At 49.4% G+C, this 18,835-nt stretch carries 19 protein-coding genes and 1 pseudogene; 15 read left to right on the top strand and 5 right to left on the bottom strand.

Annotated features, from left to right (window positions below; genetic code table 11):
• The 9 genes from ASF99_RS17650 to rlmH all read left to right on the top strand — a co-directional run.
• Positions 1–191 (top strand): hypothetical protein (locus tag ASF99_RS17650; RefSeq protein ID WP_235515958.1); only part of this gene is annotated, 191 nt, incomplete at its 5' end.
• Between the two features lie 201 nt (positions 192–392).
• The gene (gene yycF, locus ASF99_RS15165; RefSeq protein ID WP_023469844.1) at positions 393–1,100 is read left to right on the top strand and encodes a response regulator YycF; all 708 of its coding nucleotides are present in this window, start codon (positions 393–395) and stop codon (positions 1,098–1,100) included.
• A gap of 2 nt (positions 1,101–1,102) precedes the next feature.
• The gene (gene walK / locus ASF99_RS15160; RefSeq protein ID WP_055969786.1) at positions 1,103–2,953 is read left to right on the top strand and encodes a cell wall metabolism sensor histidine kinase WalK; all 1,851 of its coding nucleotides are present in this window, start codon (positions 1,103–1,105) and stop codon (positions 2,951–2,953) included.
• Complete coding sequence (gene yycH, locus ASF99_RS15155; RefSeq protein ID WP_023469842.1) at positions 2,950–4,266, top strand: two-component system activity regulator YycH; 1,317 nt, start codon at positions 2,950–2,952, stop codon at positions 4,264–4,266. The genes walK and yycH overlap by 4 nt, the downstream gene beginning before the upstream one ends.
• Before the next feature lie 6 nt (positions 4,267–4,272).
• Positions 4,273–5,109, top strand: a complete 837-nt coding sequence (locus tag ASF99_RS15150) for a two-component system regulatory protein YycI (RefSeq protein ID WP_023469841.1) — start codon at positions 4,273–4,275, stop codon at positions 5,107–5,109.
• A 10-nt stretch (positions 5,110–5,119) separates the two neighbouring features.
• Positions 5,120–5,911 carry an MBL fold metallo-hydrolase gene (locus ASF99_RS15145; protein WP_055969783.1) on the top strand — a complete coding sequence of 264 codons (792 nt, stop codon included), beginning with the start codon at positions 5,120–5,122 and terminating at the stop codon, positions 5,909–5,911.
• Positions 5,912–6,017: 106 nt separating this feature from the next.
• The gene (locus tag ASF99_RS15140; RefSeq protein ID WP_055969780.1) at positions 6,018–7,307 is read left to right on the top strand and encodes a S1C family serine protease; all 1,290 of its coding nucleotides are present in this window, start codon (positions 6,018–6,020) and stop codon (positions 7,305–7,307) included.
• A gap of 145 nt (positions 7,308–7,452) precedes the next feature.
• Positions 7,453–7,614: a CxxH/CxxC protein gene (locus ASF99_RS17160; RefSeq protein WP_082487265.1), complete on the top strand. Its 162-nt coding sequence runs from the start codon at positions 7,453–7,455 to the stop codon at positions 7,612–7,614.
• 72 nt (positions 7,615–7,686) lie between these two features.
• A complete protein-coding gene (gene rlmH, locus ASF99_RS15135) occupies positions 7,687–8,166 on the top strand; it encodes a 23S rRNA (pseudouridine(1915)-N(3))-methyltransferase RlmH (protein ID WP_023469837.1) in 480 nt (159 codons plus the stop codon).
• A 293-nt stretch (positions 8,167–8,459) separates the two neighbouring features.
• On the opposite strand, the gene ASF99_RS17155 is transcribed toward rlmH, so the two are convergent.
• Positions 8,460–8,690, bottom strand: a complete 231-nt coding sequence (locus tag ASF99_RS17155; RefSeq protein WP_255343809.1) for a hypothetical protein — start codon at positions 8,688–8,690, stop codon at positions 8,460–8,462.
• A gap of 179 nt (positions 8,691–8,869) precedes the next feature.
• Between ASF99_RS17155 and ASF99_RS15130 the strand changes: the two genes are divergently transcribed.
• The gene (locus ASF99_RS15130) at positions 8,870–9,931 is read left to right on the top strand and encodes a PD-(D/E)XK nuclease family protein (protein WP_055969777.1); all 1,062 of its coding nucleotides are present in this window, start codon (positions 8,870–8,872) and stop codon (positions 9,929–9,931) included.
• Between the two features lie 65 nt (positions 9,932–9,996).
• Here the strand turns inward: ASF99_RS15130 and ASF99_RS17645 are convergent.
• From ASF99_RS17645 to ASF99_RS15120, 3 genes and pseudogenes are all read right to left on the bottom strand, one after another.
• A pseudogene (locus ASF99_RS17645) lies at positions 9,997–10,188 on the bottom strand (IS30 family transposase); the annotation flags it as partial.
• Between the two features lie 448 nt (positions 10,189–10,636).
• Positions 10,637–10,876 carry a hypothetical protein gene (locus ASF99_RS15125; RefSeq protein WP_055969774.1) on the bottom strand — a complete coding sequence of 80 codons (240 nt, stop codon included), beginning with the start codon at positions 10,874–10,876 and terminating at the stop codon, positions 10,637–10,639.
• Positions 10,877–10,891: 15 nt separating this feature from the next.
• On the bottom strand, positions 10,892–11,512 hold the full coding sequence (locus ASF99_RS15120) for an HNH endonuclease family protein (RefSeq protein ID WP_029343013.1): 621 nt from the start codon (positions 11,510–11,512) through the stop codon (positions 10,892–10,894).
• Positions 11,513–11,704: 192 nt separating this feature from the next.
• On the opposite strand from ASF99_RS15120, the gene ASF99_RS15115 reads away from it, so the two are divergent.
• The 5 genes from ASF99_RS15115 (at position 11,705) to ASF99_RS15095 (ending at position 17,748) form a co-directional block, all read left to right on the top strand.
• The gene (locus ASF99_RS15115; protein WP_050678572.1) at positions 11,705–11,902 is read left to right on the top strand and encodes a hypothetical protein; all 198 of its coding nucleotides are present in this window, start codon (positions 11,705–11,707) and stop codon (positions 11,900–11,902) included.
• An 82-nt stretch (positions 11,903–11,984) separates the two neighbouring features.
• A complete protein-coding gene (locus ASF99_RS15110; protein ID WP_055969771.1) occupies positions 11,985–13,172 on the top strand; it encodes a DUF4317 domain-containing protein in 1,188 nt (395 codons plus the stop codon).
• 176 nt (positions 13,173–13,348) lie between these two features.
• Positions 13,349–14,428: an alpha/beta hydrolase gene (locus tag ASF99_RS15105; protein WP_235515957.1), complete on the top strand. Its 1,080-nt coding sequence runs from the start codon at positions 13,349–13,351 to the stop codon at positions 14,426–14,428.
• A 16-nt stretch (positions 14,429–14,444) separates the two neighbouring features.
• Positions 14,445–17,204 (top strand): glycoside hydrolase family 3 protein, encoded by a 2,760-nt coding sequence (locus ASF99_RS15100; RefSeq protein ID WP_055969765.1) that lies wholly within the window; start codon positions 14,445–14,447, stop codon positions 17,202–17,204.
• 31 nt (positions 17,205–17,235) lie between these two features.
• Entirely contained in the window at positions 17,236–17,748 is a 513-nt protein-coding gene (locus ASF99_RS15095) for an SF0329 family protein (RefSeq protein ID WP_055969762.1), read from the top strand.
• Between the two features lie 45 nt (positions 17,749–17,793).
• On the opposite strand, the gene ASF99_RS15090 is transcribed toward ASF99_RS15095, so the two are convergent.
• Positions 17,794–18,789, bottom strand: a complete 996-nt coding sequence (locus ASF99_RS15090; RefSeq protein ID WP_029343007.1) for a tRNA dihydrouridine synthase — start codon at positions 18,787–18,789, stop codon at positions 17,794–17,796.
• Between the last annotated feature and the right edge of the window lie 46 nt (positions 18,790–18,835).

Here is an 18,835-nt window from a genome sequence, read left to right as displayed (position 1 = left end):
TTTCCTCAGGCGAGACACAAGCCAGTTTTCCTGCTTCATTTAAGCAGGAAAGCGGGTCTTGTTTGTCTCTGACAGCGCATCAATGCGCTTTTCCTGTAGGAGTGGCGTGTGAGCGTCATTCTTTTTATTACGGAATAGGGGTGGCAGATCATCATTCTGCCACCCCTATCTTTGTCGAGACTGACTTTTGAGTCAGCACCGTTTTTTGTGCGAAATGGTTCACAAACGGAAGCAAAAACAGGTATACTAAATACAGTGTTTCACGTGGAACCTCTCTCGTGAGACGACGAACAGCAGAGAGAGTGGCGCCGGGAGTTTCCGTCGCCACCTTTCTATATGCCGAAAAAACAGGTAAAATAGATTGAATAGAAATTTTTAAGGGGGCACACCCAGTGACGGAACGCAAAATTCTAGTCGTCGATGACGAGTTACCGATTGCAGATATACTCAAGTTTAAATTAGAAAAAGAAGGCTACCAGGTCGCGATCGCAAATGACGGCGTGGAGGCATTAGAGAAATTCGAGGAGTTCAAACCGGATTTGATGTTACTCGACATCATGCTTCCGCTGATGGACGGGATGGAAGTCTGCCGGGAAGTCCGGAAGACGTCGAAGATTCCAATCATCATGTTGACAGCGAAGGATTCCGAAATCGATACGGTACTTGGTCTTGAGCTTGGCGCGAACGATTACGTGACGAAGCCATTTAGCTCGCGCGAGTTACTTGCCCGCGTGAAAGTCCATTTACGCAACACGAGTCCGGAAGCTACACCACAACCCGTTGGACCAGGTCCACTCAAAGTCGGAGAACTATATATCGATACGAATTCGCATACGGTGACACGTAAGGATCAAAAGATCGAGCTGACGCAGCGTGAGTTCGAATTGTTGCACTACCTCGCGAAAAACATCGGTCAAGTTATGACACGTGAGCATTTGTTGCAGACGGTCTGGGGCTATGACTACTTCGGTGACGTCCGGACAGTCGACGTAACGGTACGTCGTCTCCGTGAGAAAGTCGAAGACAACCCAAGTACGCCGGTCTATATCATGACGCGTCGTGGGGTCGGCTACTATCTCCAAGACGGGGAGAATGAATAACGATGTTAAAAGGAACGAACTTCTTTAAATCCATCCAATGGAAACTCGTCGTCATCTATGCCTTATTGATCTTAGTGGCGATGCAGGTCATTGGCGTCTATTTCGTTCGTTCCCTTGAAAAGCAGTACATTACGAACTTCTCGAAGTCGGTCGAGGACCGGGCAGGTCTTGTCGCCTATAACGTCGGGAAGGAATTCGATAAAACAGGCGATGATGAAGCCTCCAAACGGCAGTTGTCCCAATCACTAGGGCAACTGCTGTCTGAGTTTAGTAATGGCTCCACCTCAAGGAACGACATCCTCGAAGTTCAAATCATTGACCAGGACTCGATCATCCAGGCGACATCGGATAACGAGAACCAGTCGGCGGTCGGACAACGGGCGACGAATTCATTGATTAAAAAAGCACAGGCAACGAGCTCGACCCGGACGGACACCGTGCTTGATCCGGAATCAGAGGATAAGATCCGAATCTTTGCCGTACCGGTCACTTCGGAACGAGATGGCGTCACGACCGGGATGATTTATGTCCGCGCCTCGATGGAGTCGATCTATTCGCAGATGCAACAGGTCACGCGGATTCTTGCGACCGGAACGGTCATCGCTCTCGTTATCACGTCGATTCTTGGTGTCTTGCTGTCGCGGACGATCACGCGCCCGATTTCCGATATGCGGCGTCAAGCGATCGAGATGCGACGCGGGAACTTCTCGCGGAAGGTTAAGGTCTATTCGGACGATGAGATCGGGCAACTCGCTCGTTCCTTCAACGAATTGACGGATGAGTTGCTCGAAGCGAACGCGACGACGGAAGCTGAACGGCGGAAGTTGACGAGCGTCCTTGAGAACATGACCGATGGCGTCATCGCGACGGACCGGACGCTGCGCGTCATCTTGATGAACGATCAAGCGAAAGATATCGTCGGTGCGGACGATGCGAGCGTCGTCGGCACGAACTTGAAGGACTTACTGGCACTTGGTGACGATTTCATGATTCCGGAAGACGGTACGATGCCACCGCGTCTGCTTGATTTCAGCAGTGAGGATGAACTGTTCCTCGTCCGGGCATTCTTCTCGCCCGTCAAGAAACACAGTGGTCCGATTACCGGGATGATCGTCGTCCTGCATGACGTCACGGAACAGGAGCAAGTCGAACAGGATCGTCGCGAATTCGTCGCGAACGTCAGTCACGAGCTCCGGACACCGCTGACGACGATGCGCAGCTATCTCGAAGCCTTGGCAGAAGGAGCGTATCAGGACGAGGAACTCGCACCGCGTTTCCTTGAGACGACACAAAACGAGACGGAGCGGATGATCCGCCTCGTCACCGATCTTTTACAGCTGTCGAAGATGGACAGTAAGGAATACAAAATGAACAAGGTCCGCTTCGATTACATTCAGTTCCTGAATGAGATTCTCGATCGCCATGACATGACGAAGCCGGAACGGATTCGTTTCCGTCGTAAGATCATGAAGCGGAAAGTCTATATCCGTGGGGATCAGGATAAATTGATCCAAGTCGCAGACAACATCCTGACGAACGCAATCAAGTACTCACCGGAAGGCGGAACGATCACCGTCCGGACGATGCTCCGGGCAAAACGGATCGTCATCAGCATCAAGGATGAAGGTGTCGGAATCCCGAAAGCGAATCTCCAAAAAATCTTCGAACGCTTCTATCGTGTCGATAAAGCCCGTGCCCGTAAAATTGGCGGCACCGGTCTTGGTCTGTCGATTGCAAAAGACGTCGTTTCGGCACATGGTGGCGACATCTGGGCAGAAAGTGAGTGGGGACGCGGCACGACGATTTACTTCACGCTTCCGTATGAGGTGATCGAAGAGGTGGATGCCGGATGAAGAAACAACACTGGAGTTCGCTGTTACTCGTCCTGCTTGTCGCCGGTTCGATCGCTCAGACAGCGATGCTCTGGACCTATCATCCAAGCAGTGAATCAATCGAGCGGGAACAGGTCTCGTTCAACGAGATCGATGCCTCAAAGACGATTGAAAGCAACCAACTGATCAACCCGGAACTACTCGTCTATTCGGACCAGGAAGGGATCTATCAGACACAAATCATCGGTCGGACCTTCCTTAACCGCATCGGTGCGTCGTTTAACATCGGTGTCCTCGTCTTGACGGATAAAGCGAATAACATCCCGGTCGGTGACCGGAGTGTCGAGATGATTTTCCCGACACCGATCAGTGCGACGATTCTTGAAGAGTTACTCGGCGAAAAACAAATCGCCTTCTCGGAACCAATCAAACGGCTTTATTTACTCGATTATGATGGACCAATCCTCCGTCTTGAGTCGGCGACCGGTCGCCTGAAGGACTTCAAGCTCGTCGGCGATGAGACGGTTCTGAAGCGACTGTTCGCGCATGATAAGAAAAAACCGATGACACGCGTCGAACTCAAAGGTGGCGATTATACGTATGTCGCGAGCGGTACGACGCGACTAGAGCAAGTCTTCGTCTATGACGAGGTCGGGCAATCGCCAAAACCACTCGATCGCATCCGGAGTGCCTTTTTTGCCGAGAACTCGAACGTCCAGCAAATCAAGAGTCGGGATGATCTTGACGTCTTGACGGACGGTGTCAGCGTTTCGACGTATGACCGAAACTACAATGTCTATCGCTTCAACACGTTATCGCCGAATACCCAAAGCTCGACCGTCGATTACAGCACGCTCGTCAGCTATGTCAACATTCATGGGGGCTGGCTCGATCAAGATACCCAGCGTAGTGGTTTCCGGTATTACTTTGATCAGATGAGTAAAAAGAGTGAGGAACAGACGGCGACGTTCCGATTGTATCTGAACCGATATCCGGTATTTGGGGAGAGTGGTCCGCTACTCGAACAGACGAAGTTCGATCTCGCGACACTGAAGATCATGTATGAGGAGAACCAAGTCCGATCGCTCAGCCGTAGCATGCTTCGGGCGAAGCGGAAATTGATCCTTCGGGAAGAGACGGTGCCAGCCGTTGAAACGGTTCTCGAACGTCTGAGCCGTGCTGATCTCTTAAAAGAGATCAGTGGAATCCGGATTGGATATGAGATGACGTATAAGATTTCAACGAGCCGCTATGCCGTCTTTGAGCCGACGTGGTTCATTAAGATCGACGGTGTCTGGCAATCGATCAATCAAGCTGTCGGGAATGAGGGGTGAGGATGAATGGACTGGAGTAAAGCGAAGACCTTATTGATGCTGACCTTTTTGATCCTGAACGTCTACCTCGCCATTCAATTGATGGACCGGATGGTCGAGCCGCGGATCGTCGCGACGAGTGCGACCGGTAAATCGATCTTGAAGGATCGTCAAATCGATGAGAAAAAGCTACAACCGGTTACGCGAGACATCGGCTATTTAACAGCCGAAGTCGATGCGCGGACGCTAGCGCCACTCGCGAGTTCACCGATTCGTGACGCGGTCGCCTCCGTCAAGAACGATGTCGAGTGGTCGGTCCGGTTGACGAAACCGTATCGACTCGATGCGAAGACGATGCGGGATTCTGCTTCATCGTTCGTTCAAGCATCAGTTCGATATGGTGCCGAATATACATTTTGGAAGTATGATAGTAAGTATCAGGAGATGACATTCGTTCAGACGTATAAGGGACAGCCGCTCTATTCGACACCACAGCAGTCGCGTGAGGACGATGCGATGATCGGACCGTCCCTGCTCGTCTTGCAGCTCAACGATGCGAAGGAAATCGTCAGCTACAAACAACGCCACTTGAACAAGGTCGTCCGGCAAGCGCAGGACGTGACGTTGTTATCGGCAAGTGAAGCAATCGTCCAGTTGTCGGAGCAAGGCTTGTTCCCGGCATCGAAGCGGTTGACGAGTCACAAGCTCGGTTATTTCTGTCTCGTCACGGAAGGCACGGAATCGGTCCAAATCCTGCCGCCGACGTGGCAAATCGAGCTCGATAATGAAGAAGTCTATTTCGTCAATGCGATTGATGGCGGTGTCCAGACCGTCGAACGATTGGATACAGTCTCAGAGAAATGAGGAATGCACGATGAGCCTACACTACAGCGTCATGGCCAGTGGCTCGACGGGGAACGCCCTCTATATCGAAAGTGAACAGACCCGCTTGCTCGTCGATGCGGGATTGACCGGCAAGGCGATGCTCGCCTTGTTCGACCAGATCGACCGGTCGCCACATGGCATCGATGGTCTGTTCGTCACCCATGAGCACTCCGACCATATCAAAGGCGTCGGCATCATGGCGCGGAAGTACAATATCCCGCTCTATGCGAATGAAAAGACATGGGCAGCGATGGAAGCGAAGATCGGTAAGATTGATCCGGCGCTGAAGTTCCTCTGGGAAGTCGGAGAGGTCAAGCAGTTCGGTGACATCGAAGTCGAATCATTCAACGTTAGTCACGATGCAGCCGATCCGATGTTCTTCCAGTTCGCCCATGAAGGAAAACGGTTGGCACACATCACCGATACCGGATACGTCTCGGACCGAATGAAAGGTGTCATTCGGGGCGCTGATGCCTATATCTTCGAAGCGAACCATGATATCGGCATGCTCCAGATGGGACATTATCCGTGGAGCGTCAAACGACGGATCCTCGGGGATTACGGACACGTCTCGAATGAGGACGCCGCAATCGCGATGAGCGAGGTCCTTAATGATCGGACAAAACGGATCCATATGGCCCATTTGAGCAAGGACAACAACATGAAGGAACTCGCCCGGATGAGTGTCTCTCAAACGCTCGCGAGCCGTGACATCGATCTGAGTAAGATTCAGCTTCTCGACACGGATCCGGTCATTCCGACGCCGCTCCTAAAGCTTTGATTATGGGAAATTACTGAATATGCTCAAAAGACCCCCACATTTGGCTCACTTGCCACGCGATGGGGGTATACTTGTGTAAAGAGAGTCATAAAGGAGGCGTATGTCGATGGATCGACCCGAAGAACCACGGAACGAATCCGAACGATACGAACAGTCATCCGATGAGAGCGGCTTCCCGCCCCGTCAACCGGCAACGAGCGAACCGGTCAGCCCTTATCGTGAACCATATGAAGAACAACCAGAACCACCACGTCGTCGTGGTGCCGGAAAAGCCTTTTTCGTCGGTCTGATCGGCGGAATCGTCGGAGCCTTGTTGATCGCCCTCGTCGCGTGGCCGTTCGTCCGCGATGAGATGACGAGTCCGACTCCGGTTTCGTCGACGACAGCTGAACAGACTGCGACACAGACGACAGAGGATGAAGCCGACATCGTCGGTGCGGTCGGTAAGACGAAGGAAGCCGTCGTGAGCGTGACGAACCTTCAGAGCTCGTTCCAAGGAACCGATCAGGAAACGGGTGCAGGGTCCGGCGTCATCTATAAAAAAGACGGCAATAAAGCCTACGTCGTTACGAACTACCACGTCGTTGAAGGCGCGAGCCGCTTGTCTGTGACGTTATCCGACGGAACAGCACTCGAGGCAAAAGTCCTCGGCGAAGATCCGACGTACGATTTAGCGGTCCTCTCGATTGATTCATCGAAAGTGACACAAGTCGCAAAACTGGGGGATTCGGATACGTTACGTGCCGGTGAAACGGTACTTGCGATCGGAAACCCACTCGGGATTTTCGCGAACTCCGTCACACGCGGTGTCATCAGTGCGCAGGAACGGACAGTTCCAGTCGATACGAACAAGGATGGACAGCAAGACTTCAACACGGAAGTCATCCAAACCGATGCAGCGATTAACCCGGGGAACTCGGGTGGAGCGCTCATCAACACAGCCGGTCAATTGATCGGGATCAACTCGATGAAGATTGCGGAAGCAAGTGTTGAAGGCGTCGGATTTGCGATTCCGATCAACGAAGCGTTACCAATCATGCGTGACCTCGAGCAAAATGGTGAAGTCGTTCGTCCACAGCTCGGGATTCAGATTCGTGACGTGCAGGAATTCCCAAGCGGGTATCGCGAAGATCGTCTGAAATTACCGAATGATGTCACGAAAGGAATCGTCGTCGTTGGTCTAACCCGTAACAGTGGAGCCGAAAAAGCGGGAATGAAGGCAAACGATGTCATCGTTGAGATCAACGGAAAAGCGATCGCATCGTTCGCGGATTTAAAAAGTGTCCTCTATCGAGATGCAAAAGTCGGTGATACAGTCAAAGTCACGTTCTACCGTGGCGGTGAAAAACAGACAGCAGATGTGAAGTTGTCGGCCCAGTCACCAACCGTTCAGTAAGGTATAACTTGAAAAACCATCCACAGGTCCGACCTGTGGATGGTTTTTTTGGGTGAGGAAACCTGCGGCTTTTCCGGTCAGGAAGGTCGATATTTGTTATACTGGAAGCGGATAAATGTGGATAAGTGAAAGGAGGAGACCACCTGTGGATAAGTACGTTTGTTTAGAGCATGTCGAGCTTGCACTCGACGAAATCGTAGATGAAACAGAACAATACCCGATTCTCGATCAGCTAAATCCAGAAAAAAACATCATCTGTGAATACTGCGAGGCACCGGCAACATATCTTGTGTCAAGCAAAAAATAAATATCAACATGTGGATTTGTGGATAACTCTGTGGATAACTCCTGAATTTTCTGTCAGAAAGCGAGAAAAAAGATGCAAATTACCATCATTACGGTCGGAAAGCTAAAAGAGAAGTATTTGAAACAAGGCATCGCCGAATATACGAAGCGTCTCGGCGCCTACTGTTCGATCCAAGAAATCGAGGTCGCGGACGAAAAGGCACCGGAGCAGTTGAGTGAAGCGGAGATGGCGCAAGTGAAGAAAAAAGAGGGCGAACGGATTTTAGCGAAGATTGGACCAGACGTTCATGTCCTCGCACTTGCTATCGAAGGAAAACAACGGACGAGTGAACAGTTCGCAAAAGAACTCGATCAACTCGCGACATACGGCAAGAGCAAGATTGCCTTCGTCATCGGTGGATCACTCGGTCTTGCACCAGAAGTGATGCAGCGTGCAAATGATACAATCTCGTTTTCGAAGATGACATTCCCGCATCAGTTGATGAAGATGATCCTCTGTGAACAGATTTATCGGGCGTACCGGATTAATCGGAATGAGCCGTATCATAAGTAAATTTCTACACAAAAGTCAGGAAGCATCATTATGATCACTATTCGACAGATCTATTAAATTTTATTTAAAGAAAGAATGGTATTGAATTAATTGGATTGAATTCTATCTCCTATTCAAATGAAGATGTAAGGAAAAATGAAGTGAGTATAGAAATGGACCATATCACTTAAATCAAATACAATGAGCTTGCCCTAATTTAAGTAAGATTAATAGATTAAATGTGACAAGCTAGTTTTGTTGAACACATATAAACTGTCCCCCCTAAGCAATGTAGCTTAGGGGGGACAACATACTTACTTATCTAATTCTTTTTCTAGCCGGGTGATTTTACTTGGATTTTTTAAGCACTCTTCTGTTTCACGCATTTTACGGATAACATTGGTTTCGTGTTGTTTAATCATAGCATCTTCATCAAAGATACGATTTCCTTTTGGGATACGCTTTAGAAAAGGCAAGAGTCCTTGATTATCATAATAGCGTAATTGAGAAATGGATGAATTATTCGTTTTGGTAGCTTGACTAATGGAATAGTCCGACGTTATTCTCCTTTCTGGATTACCATAGAATAAAATGGATTAAATGAATATGTATTTTTGAAATATATAATGTATCCGTATTCTAAAGGACTAACGGTAAAGATTTTTGAAAAATGTTTTAATATATGTTGGTAAAATGCTAAAACTCTGCGAAGGGAGCGAAGCTGATGTTGTCATCGTATTCGAAAATCTATAACCTGTTACGTCAATCTGAATCTAATCCCTACGAAGATTATTTGACCGAAATCATTGCTCCGATTTTCGAACAACCGGATTTATTGACGAATTTTTTTAAACGGTTTGCAAATGTGAATTTGTATGAAATTAGTCATGTGAAGGCATATACACAAAAAACGTATAATAAACTACACACACATGATACTGACAGTCGACCCGATCTCGTCATCACGTTTAGTGAAAGGGAAACTCCACACATTGTATTTATCGAGAATAAGTTAGGTAGCGGCGAAGGACATCATCAATTGCAACGTTATCGAGAACATCTTGAGCAAAGTGAAGAAGAAGGATTTTCGACATACCTGTTTTATATCACTCAATATTTTGATCCCAAACAAGTTGCTACATTCTCAACCAAGTTCTTTCAATTGCAATGGTTTCAACTTTACATGATGCTGCAGGAAAATAACAAACAGGATTTGTACTACAAACAAGTGCTCAAATATATGGAGGATATTGAATTGAATAAATCAAGAACATTCCTACCTCAAGATGTATATGCGATTCAAAACTTAGGAAGAACCATTTCGATGTTAGATCAATGTCTCAACGAAAAGACGATGCACATGTTTACGAATTTATTTGGAAAGCCGAAACCATGGGGGAATCGTGCGATTGAACTTCGTGATTATAATCGGTACGTCATTCAAAATGATCAAAGTGATTGGAAATTTATCGGCTGCGGATTTAGTTTTGAACAAGCTGATTATCCAGAAGTGTCTGTCTATATAGAGGTTCACCCGAACAGTAAACACAGATTAATTTTGATGGATGCATTCAAACAATTCGCAGAAGTGAATGAAGGATGGGTCTATGAAGCGCCAGAAGAGCGAAATGACTGGTTTATGTTGTACGCTGACCAATCTTTGACGCATTTCTTAAGTACACAAGACCACATAGATGAGATTGAGATATTTTTCATACAAAGATTGAAAAAATTGAATGAACTCAAGCAAAGTTTGTCACAATTGAATTGGATTGTGGTCGAGTAAGACGAAATGATACTAAGTAAGTAGATGGATTTCAAAACCATCTGCTTTTCTATTGGGACGGTTTGTCAAATTAAGAGCAACACTTCTTCAGAAAAGACCTCGTATGCTGTTTTCCGATTGAGACACTTTCGTGGACGATTGTTGATTCGAGAGAGTGCGTAATCTAGTTCTGCTGAGTCAACCATCCCGAAGTTCGTTCCTTTTGGGAAGAATTCATGCAGAAGGTCATCGGCGTTCTCATTGCTGCCACGTTGCCATGGCCGGACGATTTCAGATGTAGCACGTGAATATGAACTTCCTTATACGACTGTGGAACGGTTGTTTTATCAGTACGCTTCAGTCGATACAGTGGGACAGGTGATACACATCCTTATCGAGGAGTTCGCCACGAGAAAAGGACATCACTATGCGAAAATCATTCTTGATGCCAAGGCTGGACGTCTTCTATCCATCGTCTCGGGCGGGATGTATCGGCGATTACGGCTGTGCTCCAAGATGTACTGGGAGGTGTTCGTTCTGTAGTCAGTGATTTTGCACCTGGGATGGCGAAAGCAGTCACTTCTGTCTTTCTGGATGCAGCGCCTTGAGGGTCGTTAAATTAACGACCAAGCGTTATGGTGATGAACCAAATAATAACAATCTCATTTAAAATAGTTGAGAACAAAACAGACGCCGTCCATTAACTTGGACGGCGTCTGTTTTTCATTATGTTCGCTCCAGTACATTGACGAGCATCTGATGGATGACGTCATGATCCCGGACATCGTGGACACGATAACTGCCAGGTAACGTATAGATGTCTATCGCCCCGACGTAAGCAATCTTCAGTTCCAACGTTCCGTTTTCCTGACAAGTCGTCCGGAGTTCGAGTTCACCGCTGATGACACCAACTTCTTGCGTCATAACACCATGTGTGGCAGTAAAGGTAGAGGTTTTCGTTTCCATCGAATCGACTCCTTTTTAGTATGTACATGTGTTCAACATCGTCTGTAGCGCTGTTTTTTCACTCGATTGTAAGCTGAGGTTCCAGCGGCTCTTCGTATTGATCCACATCTTCGAGTAGGCACAGCTCGCACCTGCCCGTGTCGGCTTCCATGTCGACGGATCCTGATCCCCTTTTGAACGGTTCGAGCTTGCAGAGACAGCAATCAATTGCGGACCTGTCAAATCGTTTGCGAATGCTTGACGTGTCGTCGTCGTCCAGCTGCTTGCTCCTGAACGCCATGCTTCCGCAAGCGGTACGACGTGATCGATGTCGAGGTCAGACGGATTCGTGAATGTCAGTCCGTCATAGTAACTATACCAAGAACCAGATGTAACGGGGCACGATCCGACATATGAATCAGCGTCACGTTTTAAGACGACTTGTCGTGTATCACAGCCGCCTCCTTGACTGCTCCAGTGCGGGAACAAATCACGCGAATAACCGGTCATGCTGCCTTCTGTTTTAACCGTTAAGGCATCGAGTTGAGACTGGGCCGTCGCTTTCGATGAGATGCCCGATGGTAACGCGGAAACAGACGTCGTATCGAATTGGAAAGCGGTCAGGCAGACGAGCGTAGTGATGACGATGGACTTGATGGCTTTGAACACGTGTCATTCCTCCTATGTATGAGACGAGATGATGTGAAGACACCCTTCACAATTTTTAGTATGGCATCACTTATTTAGGAAAAAATGAATATCGTGTAAATGTTATTAAAATTAAACTTTTGTCATTATATAGAAGGGTCTGATGTTAGGATTTAGGTGGAGAAGAAAGGGGACTACATAATGAACGAACGAATCAGAGGATGGTTGATCGTGTTCGGTATCTTTTTAGTCGTAAGTGGCACGTTGACGGAAGCGCAACGTTATTTCAACACAAAAGAACTAGAAAATTGTATCGCGCAAGCTCGCGCTGCCCACCAGGAATATGAATATGAGATCGTTAATCCTGTCACACGCGCGTATTCATTCCGTGCGCATTGATTTTCTAAAAGATGTCGGGTCATCTCGCATATGGTACGCTTTTCAGGAAGCAGGATTTTAATGATTCGAGGAGCTGGTATGCATGAATAAAAAAGACATCGCCGACATCCGTCGTCACTTCAAGATGGATGCCGATTTACTAAAAATCCATGAAATCTACAACGTCTATATTCGAAAAGAGACGAGTGAAATCTATCATGAGGAAGCCCGACCGTTTCCATTGCTTGATCCGGAGCAACAGGAGCTGTTCCTTGCGAACTTCAAGAAGGTACTAGGTGGAAAACTCGACGTCAAGCTGTTCGAGGTCAAGTTCACGCATCCGGAAGAAGGGGAGACGGGTCATACGCAGCAGCTCCTTTACGAAGGACTGTATGCGGAAGAGCCGGAGGACTGGGTCGAACAGATGCAGACGATGGCGTTGAAGATGGTTCAAGACGTCCAGTACGAGAATGACCTCGTCGTCACGTTCATTCGCGGACAATACTATAAAACGACGAAGCGCCAAGCAGATGAGACAGAGATCGATCCGAATGACGACGTCTATACGACACCGTTCATTCTCGGCAGCCTTAACTTAACGGAGTTACCGAAACAATCACTCGTCTTTGATTTTGTCGAACGCGAATTCAAGTCGAACTTATTCATCAATCCGGTCATCAAACTGGCATCGCCGATCGGTGGATTTCTCTTCCCGACCTTCACCGACAACGCAGCAGACGTCAATCATGTCTTGTATGCGGCGGGCAAGCCGAATAAACCGGATTTTGGCTTCCTTGAAAACGTCTTGAACGGTCAACCGATCGTCACGGCAGATGAGGATAAAGCGATCTTCGAGGAAATCGTCAAATCAGTCGTGGGTGAATCGATGGATACGAAGACGTTAGCTGGTGTCTATGAAAACATCAATCAGTTGATCGTCGTCGAAGAGGATCAGGATGAAGAAGAAGTACCGATGCTCGACGTTCAGGAAGTCGAGCGTGTCCTCAAGGCAAGCGGTGTCGAAGACGTCAGTACAGAACAAGTCGAACGGGCATTCAAGACGGTCGTCGACGATCCGACATACAAGATGAAAGCGAGTAACATCGTCCCGAACTATGAAGCGAAATCGATTAAAATCAATACGAAGGTCGCGAACATCGCGATCAGTCCGCAAGACTTGAAGTACGTCAAACAAGTCAACTACCAAGGAAAACGCTGCTTGTTGATCGAGGTCGAGGAAGACACGGTCATCGATGGCTTTACGATCGTTTCACAAGAACAATTACGATGAGGATCAGCGCAGGCGACTGCGCTGATTTTTTTAGGTGAAACATTTGCTTCTCCTGTCAAAGACAGGTATATTGTGATGTAAGCGGTCTCTTTTTTGAAAAAGAGGCATTCGAAATTTTTTTAGTAGTTATCGAAAGCGCTTTCGATAGCAGTTTGACAAGAAAGGAAGCGATCCATTTGTCTACCGTATCGATGCAAGATTTGCTACGAACGTTACGAAATAGTTCATCCATTCATCAAGACGGACTTGAAATCGTCGATAAGCCGATTCCTGACGTCTCGACTCCGGGAACACTCGATCCGCGTGTCCGTGAGGTCGTTCTCACGCAGCGTCCATCGGTCTCGATGCCAGAAGGGGCGTCGCCAGTTGAATTGGCGCGTGCCGGCATGGGTTGGGACAACGAAGACGTGACGACTCGAAAAATCTCAACGGACGTCCTCGCGATCCCAAGACCCGGTACCACGATCGAAGCACGGCTGTATCGTCCGGAAGCGGCGCGTCCAATCCCGCTCGTCGTCTATTTCCATGGCGGTGGTTTTTTCGGGGGCACGCTCGAGACGGTCGAGAATCCGTGTAAGGCATTAGCCGATAAAGGGAACGTCGCCGTCTTGTCCGTTGGTTATCGATTGGCGCCAGAGCATCCGTTTCCGACAGGGCTTATGGATTGTCATGCAGCGATCGATTGGGCAGTCGAGCACGCTGATCGACTTGGGATTGATCCAGGTGCAATCGCTGTCGCCGGTGATAGTGCCGGTGGGAACTTAGCGACGGTCTGTTGTTTGCTCGACCGCGAGCGTCCGATACCGTATATCCGCTATCAAGTCTTGTATTATCCAGTCGTCAACGTTGGGGAACATCCAAATTCGGAATATGACTGGACGCTTGAAGCGTATGACCGACAAACGGAACCGCAGTTACTCGAACGGATCATTTTGTCGCTTCAAGATGAAGAAGGTGTCCTCGAGCAATGGTATGTTCAAGCAAGTGATTCGACGGATCGACGGATCTCACCGTTGTTCGCGACGCTCGATGATCTACCAGAGGCACTCGTCATTACAGGAGAGTTTGATTACTTACGTCTTGAAGGGGAAGCGTATGCGAAAAAACTGGCACGCGCTGGCGTCAAGGCTCGTTATCTCCACTACCGCGGGATGGAACATGCCTTTCTTGATAAACTCGGTCTGTATCCGCAAGCCGAAGACAGCTTAGACGAAATTGCGAAGGACTTAAAACGACTCTTTTCTCAAACTAACTAATAAAGGTGGATGACGTATGACATACACACTCGATTGGCAAGCCTATACAAAACTCGCTCGACAAACCGTCGCGGAAGGGGCAGTCCTCTTACAAAATGATGGTGTGCTCCCGTTGCAACCCGCATCGACGGTCGCTGTCTTCGGACGTAATCAGTTCAACTACTATAAAAGTGGAACAGGATCAGGCGGGATGGTCAACGTTACGAACGTCGTCAGTCCGCTCGATATGCTACGCGAAGACGTAACGCTGAACGCAGACGTCCTCAAGGCGTACGAGACGTGGCTTGAAGACCATCCGTTTGACCAAGGTGAAGGCTGGGCAGCCGAGCCGTGGTCGCAAGAAGAGATGCCGCTTGACGCGACACTCGTTCAGCAAGCAGCGCTTGACTCCGATGTTGGCTTGATCATGATCGGTCGTACGGCTGGGGAAGACCGCGACAATACGGCGGATCCAGGGAGTTATTTTTTAACGGAGACGGAACAGGAGATGCTCCGACTCGTGACGACACACTTCAAACAGACCGTCGTCGTCTTGAACGTCGGGAATATCATCGATATGCGCTGGGTCGAAGAGACGGCGCCAAGTGCTGTCCTTTACGCGTGGCAAGGAGGGATGGAAGGCGGAACTGGACTGAGTGATCTCTTGCTCGGCCGCGTCTCGCCGTCTGGGAAACTACCGGATACGATCGTCCGTTCACTCGATGATTATCCGTCGACACCATACTTCGGTCATGCCGATCGCGCGTTGTATCAAGAAGACATCTATGTCGGGTACCGTTACTTCGAGACGTTCGCACCGGAAGCGGTCTTGTATCCGTTCGGTTATGGATTATCGTATACGTCGTTTGACCTTACGACAGACGTAACGACGTCAGCTGATGCTTGGACGGTTACGGCGACGGTTACGAATACCGGTCAGACGAGCGGGAAGGAAGTCGTACAAGGATACCTCGAGAAACCACAAGGACAACTTGGGAACCCAACGCGTCAACTCGTTACGTTCGGCAAGACAAAAGAACTCGCACCAGGCGAACAAGAATCTCTCACACTCGTCGTACCGTTCGCCTCGTTTGCGAGTTATGACGATAGTGGCGTTACCGGGCATAAGTCGTCTTATGTCGTCGAACCCGGCACGTATCAGCTCTATCTCGGAACGGACGTCCGGTCGGCGGTTCCAGTCGCAAGCCATTCCGTCGAGACGCTTGACGTCACGGATGTCTTAACGGAGAACATGGCACCGGTGACGGCGTTTGAACGCATCAAACCACAAGCGACCGAAACGGGATATACGGTGATATATGAAGCGACACCACTGCGGACGATCGATCCGGAACAGCGTCGTCAACAGGAGCGTCCCGTTGACCGGACGCAGACGGAAGATGCCGGTTGGAAGTTACGCGATGTTAAAGAAGAGCGCGTCACGCTCGAGACGTTCCTCGATCAATTGACGAATGCGGATCTCGCGGCAATCGTCCGGGGGGAAGGGATGAACTCACCGCGCGTCACACCGGGAACGGCGGGCGCCTTCGGTGGCGTGACGACAGAACTCGAAGCACTCGGCATTCCAGCAGGCTGCTGCGCGGATGGTCCGTCCGGAATCCGGATGGACATCGGGACGAAAGCCTTCTCGTTACCGAACGGAACATTGCTTGCCTCGACGTTTAATACGACGTTGATTGCCGATCTATTTGAGATGACAGGTCTCGAGTTACGGAAGAACGAGATTGATACGTTGCTTGGACCAGGGATGAACCTTCACCGTCATCCACTCAACGGACGGAACTTCGAGTATTTCTCGGAGGATTCGTATCTGACTGGAAAAATGGCTGTGGCACAGCTCGACGGGATGCACCGGGTTGGTGTGACGGGAACATTGAAGCACTTCAGTGCCAACAACCAAGAGTTCCACCGGCATGATCTGGATTCGATCGTATCAGAACGGGCGTTACGTGAGTTGTACCTGAAAGGGTTCGAGATGGCCGTCAAGGACGGGAAAGCGTACTCGATCATGACGACGTACGGTGCCGTCAATGGGATTTGGACTGCCGGCTTATATGATCAGAACACACGCATCTTGCGCGATGAGTGGGGCTTTGATGGAATCGTCATGACTGACTGGTGGGCGAAGATCAACGCCGAAGGAACGGAAGCAAATCGTCAGCAAACAGCGACGATGGTCCGTTCGCAAAACGATCTCTACATGGTCGTCGGTGAACCAGGAACGAATCCGTTCGAGGATGATACGTTGACGGCTCTCGCTGATGGGACACTTCGACGTTCCGAGTTATTGCGAAGTGCTGCGAACATCTGTCAGTTCTTACTTCGGTCACCGGTCATGGATCGCGTGATGGGAACAGGATCACCGGTCGAAGTTCTCGGGGCACCGGTCGAAGAAGAGACGCTCGAAGATCAAGCGGTCTCGCACCAACGGCTCGTCAGTGGGGATGCGTTCCCGTTAACGGACGTCGTGACGACGACAGGTAGCAGTCACGTCTTCGCTGTCACAGCAGAAGAGACAGGGATGTATCAGGTCACGTTGACGGCACGTTCGAACGCCGGTGAACTGGCGCAAATGCCGGTGACGTTGTTTGCGAACAACATGCCGGTCGCAACCTTCACCTTCAACGGAACGAACGGCGAGTGGGTCAGCCAGACGAAGGACGTCTTCGTCTTCAACCCGCACAACTATTTAAAACTCTACTTTGCACTCGGTGGTCTCGAGTTAAAAGAGTTGACGTTTACGCTTGCGGAATCGTTTCATATGAAGAACGGCTGATTAGATTAGCCGGACGGAAAGGACGGATTGCGTGCAGTTTTCCATCATCAAAAAACGGGTCGAGCAACTGCTTGCCCCGTCGTTACAGGGACGGATTGCTTTTCATGCAGCTGTCTACCGGATTCAAGATAGTCCTAGTCGCGTCTGGGTGACGTTTGACGGAGAAGAAATTCTCGGAGCAGACGACTTTCACTTCGAACGGGAAGTCGATCGGCGCTACGCGTTACAAGCTGCACAGTTACCGGAAAAACCAGCCGGATCGTTATGGCAGTCCGACTGGTTGAAGCAGTCGCATGCGTTATCCACTGAGATCGAACGACAGGTCAAACAGGACGGATATCTAGAGAACTATGAGATGCAGCAAGACTTGTTGCAGTATCCGAATCTTCCTTTTGAACAAGCGCTCGTTCATCCACATCCTTTCATCCGTGGCATCGCACGTCTCGATCGGCGACTCGGCAAACGACGTTTTCTGTTGCTGACGCATCAGTCTGACTTTGAACAGTGGTGTGCGGATACGCGACAAACCGTTGAACACTGGTGACACGAAAAAGCACGCTTCCTCGAGACGAGGAGGCGTGCTTTGCTGTTAGATTGAAAACGAGTTGACCTCGTGAATCCCTTCTTCTTCAACGAAGGCGTCGAGTAAGGCACGCACTTCGTCCGTTGAGTTCGTCTCCATCAATTTGACCCGCAGTTCACTCGCGCCGCGGAATCCGCGGACGTAAATCTTGAAGAACCGGCGTAATGGTTTGAAGAGACGGGGCTCAAATTGAGCCGAGTAATGATCGTGCAAATCAAGCTGCAGACGTAACAAATCGAGGAGTTCTTGGCTCGAATGTTCTTTTTTCTCGACTTCGAACGCGAACGGATTGTGGAAGATCCCGCGACCGATCATGACACCGTCGACACCATATTTCTCGACGAGTTCAAGACCATGTTGGCGATCGTTGATATCCCCGTTGATCGTCAGTAACGTCTGTGGTGCGATCTCATCGCGTAACTTCTTGATTTCCGGAATCAATTCGAAGTGCGCTGGAACGGCGCTCATCTCTTTACGTGTCCGGAGATGAATCGAGAGGTTCGCGATATCTTGCTCGAGGATGTGGCGCAACCAATCGTGCCACTCTTCGACCTTCGTATAACCGAGACGCGTTTTGACGCTGACTGGGAGACCGCCCGCTTTTGCAGCTTGGATCAGTTCAGCCGCGACTTCCGGACGATTGATCAAGCCGGAGCCTTTACCGTTCACGGCGACGTTATGGACGGGACAGCCCATGTTGATGTCGATCCCGCTAAAGCCCATCTCTGCCATGCCGATGCTCATTTCGCGGAAATATTCCGGTTTGTCGCCCCAGATGTGAGCAACCATTGGTTGTTCATCCTCCGTGAACTCGAGACGTCCGCGGACGCTCTGCTTGCCTTTCGGATGACAATAGCTTTCTGTATTCGTGAATTCCGTGAAGAAGACGTCCGGACGCGCCGCTTTCGCGACGACGTGGCGGAAGACGACGTCGGTGACGTCTTCCATCGGTGCTAAGACGAAAAATGGTCGTGGTAAGTCCTGCCAAAAGTTCTTTTTCATAGTATATTAAACCCTTTCCTTAAGGTAATGCACATGTGTGGTTAAA

The organism is Exiguobacterium sp. Leaf187 (assembly GCF_001423925.1).
GTDB lineage: Bacteria > Bacillota > Bacilli > Exiguobacteriales > Exiguobacteriaceae > Exiguobacterium_A > Exiguobacterium_A indicum.
The sequence above is the reverse complement of the archived record's forward strand: the minus strand, read 5'-3'. Positions and strand labels throughout refer to the sequence as shown.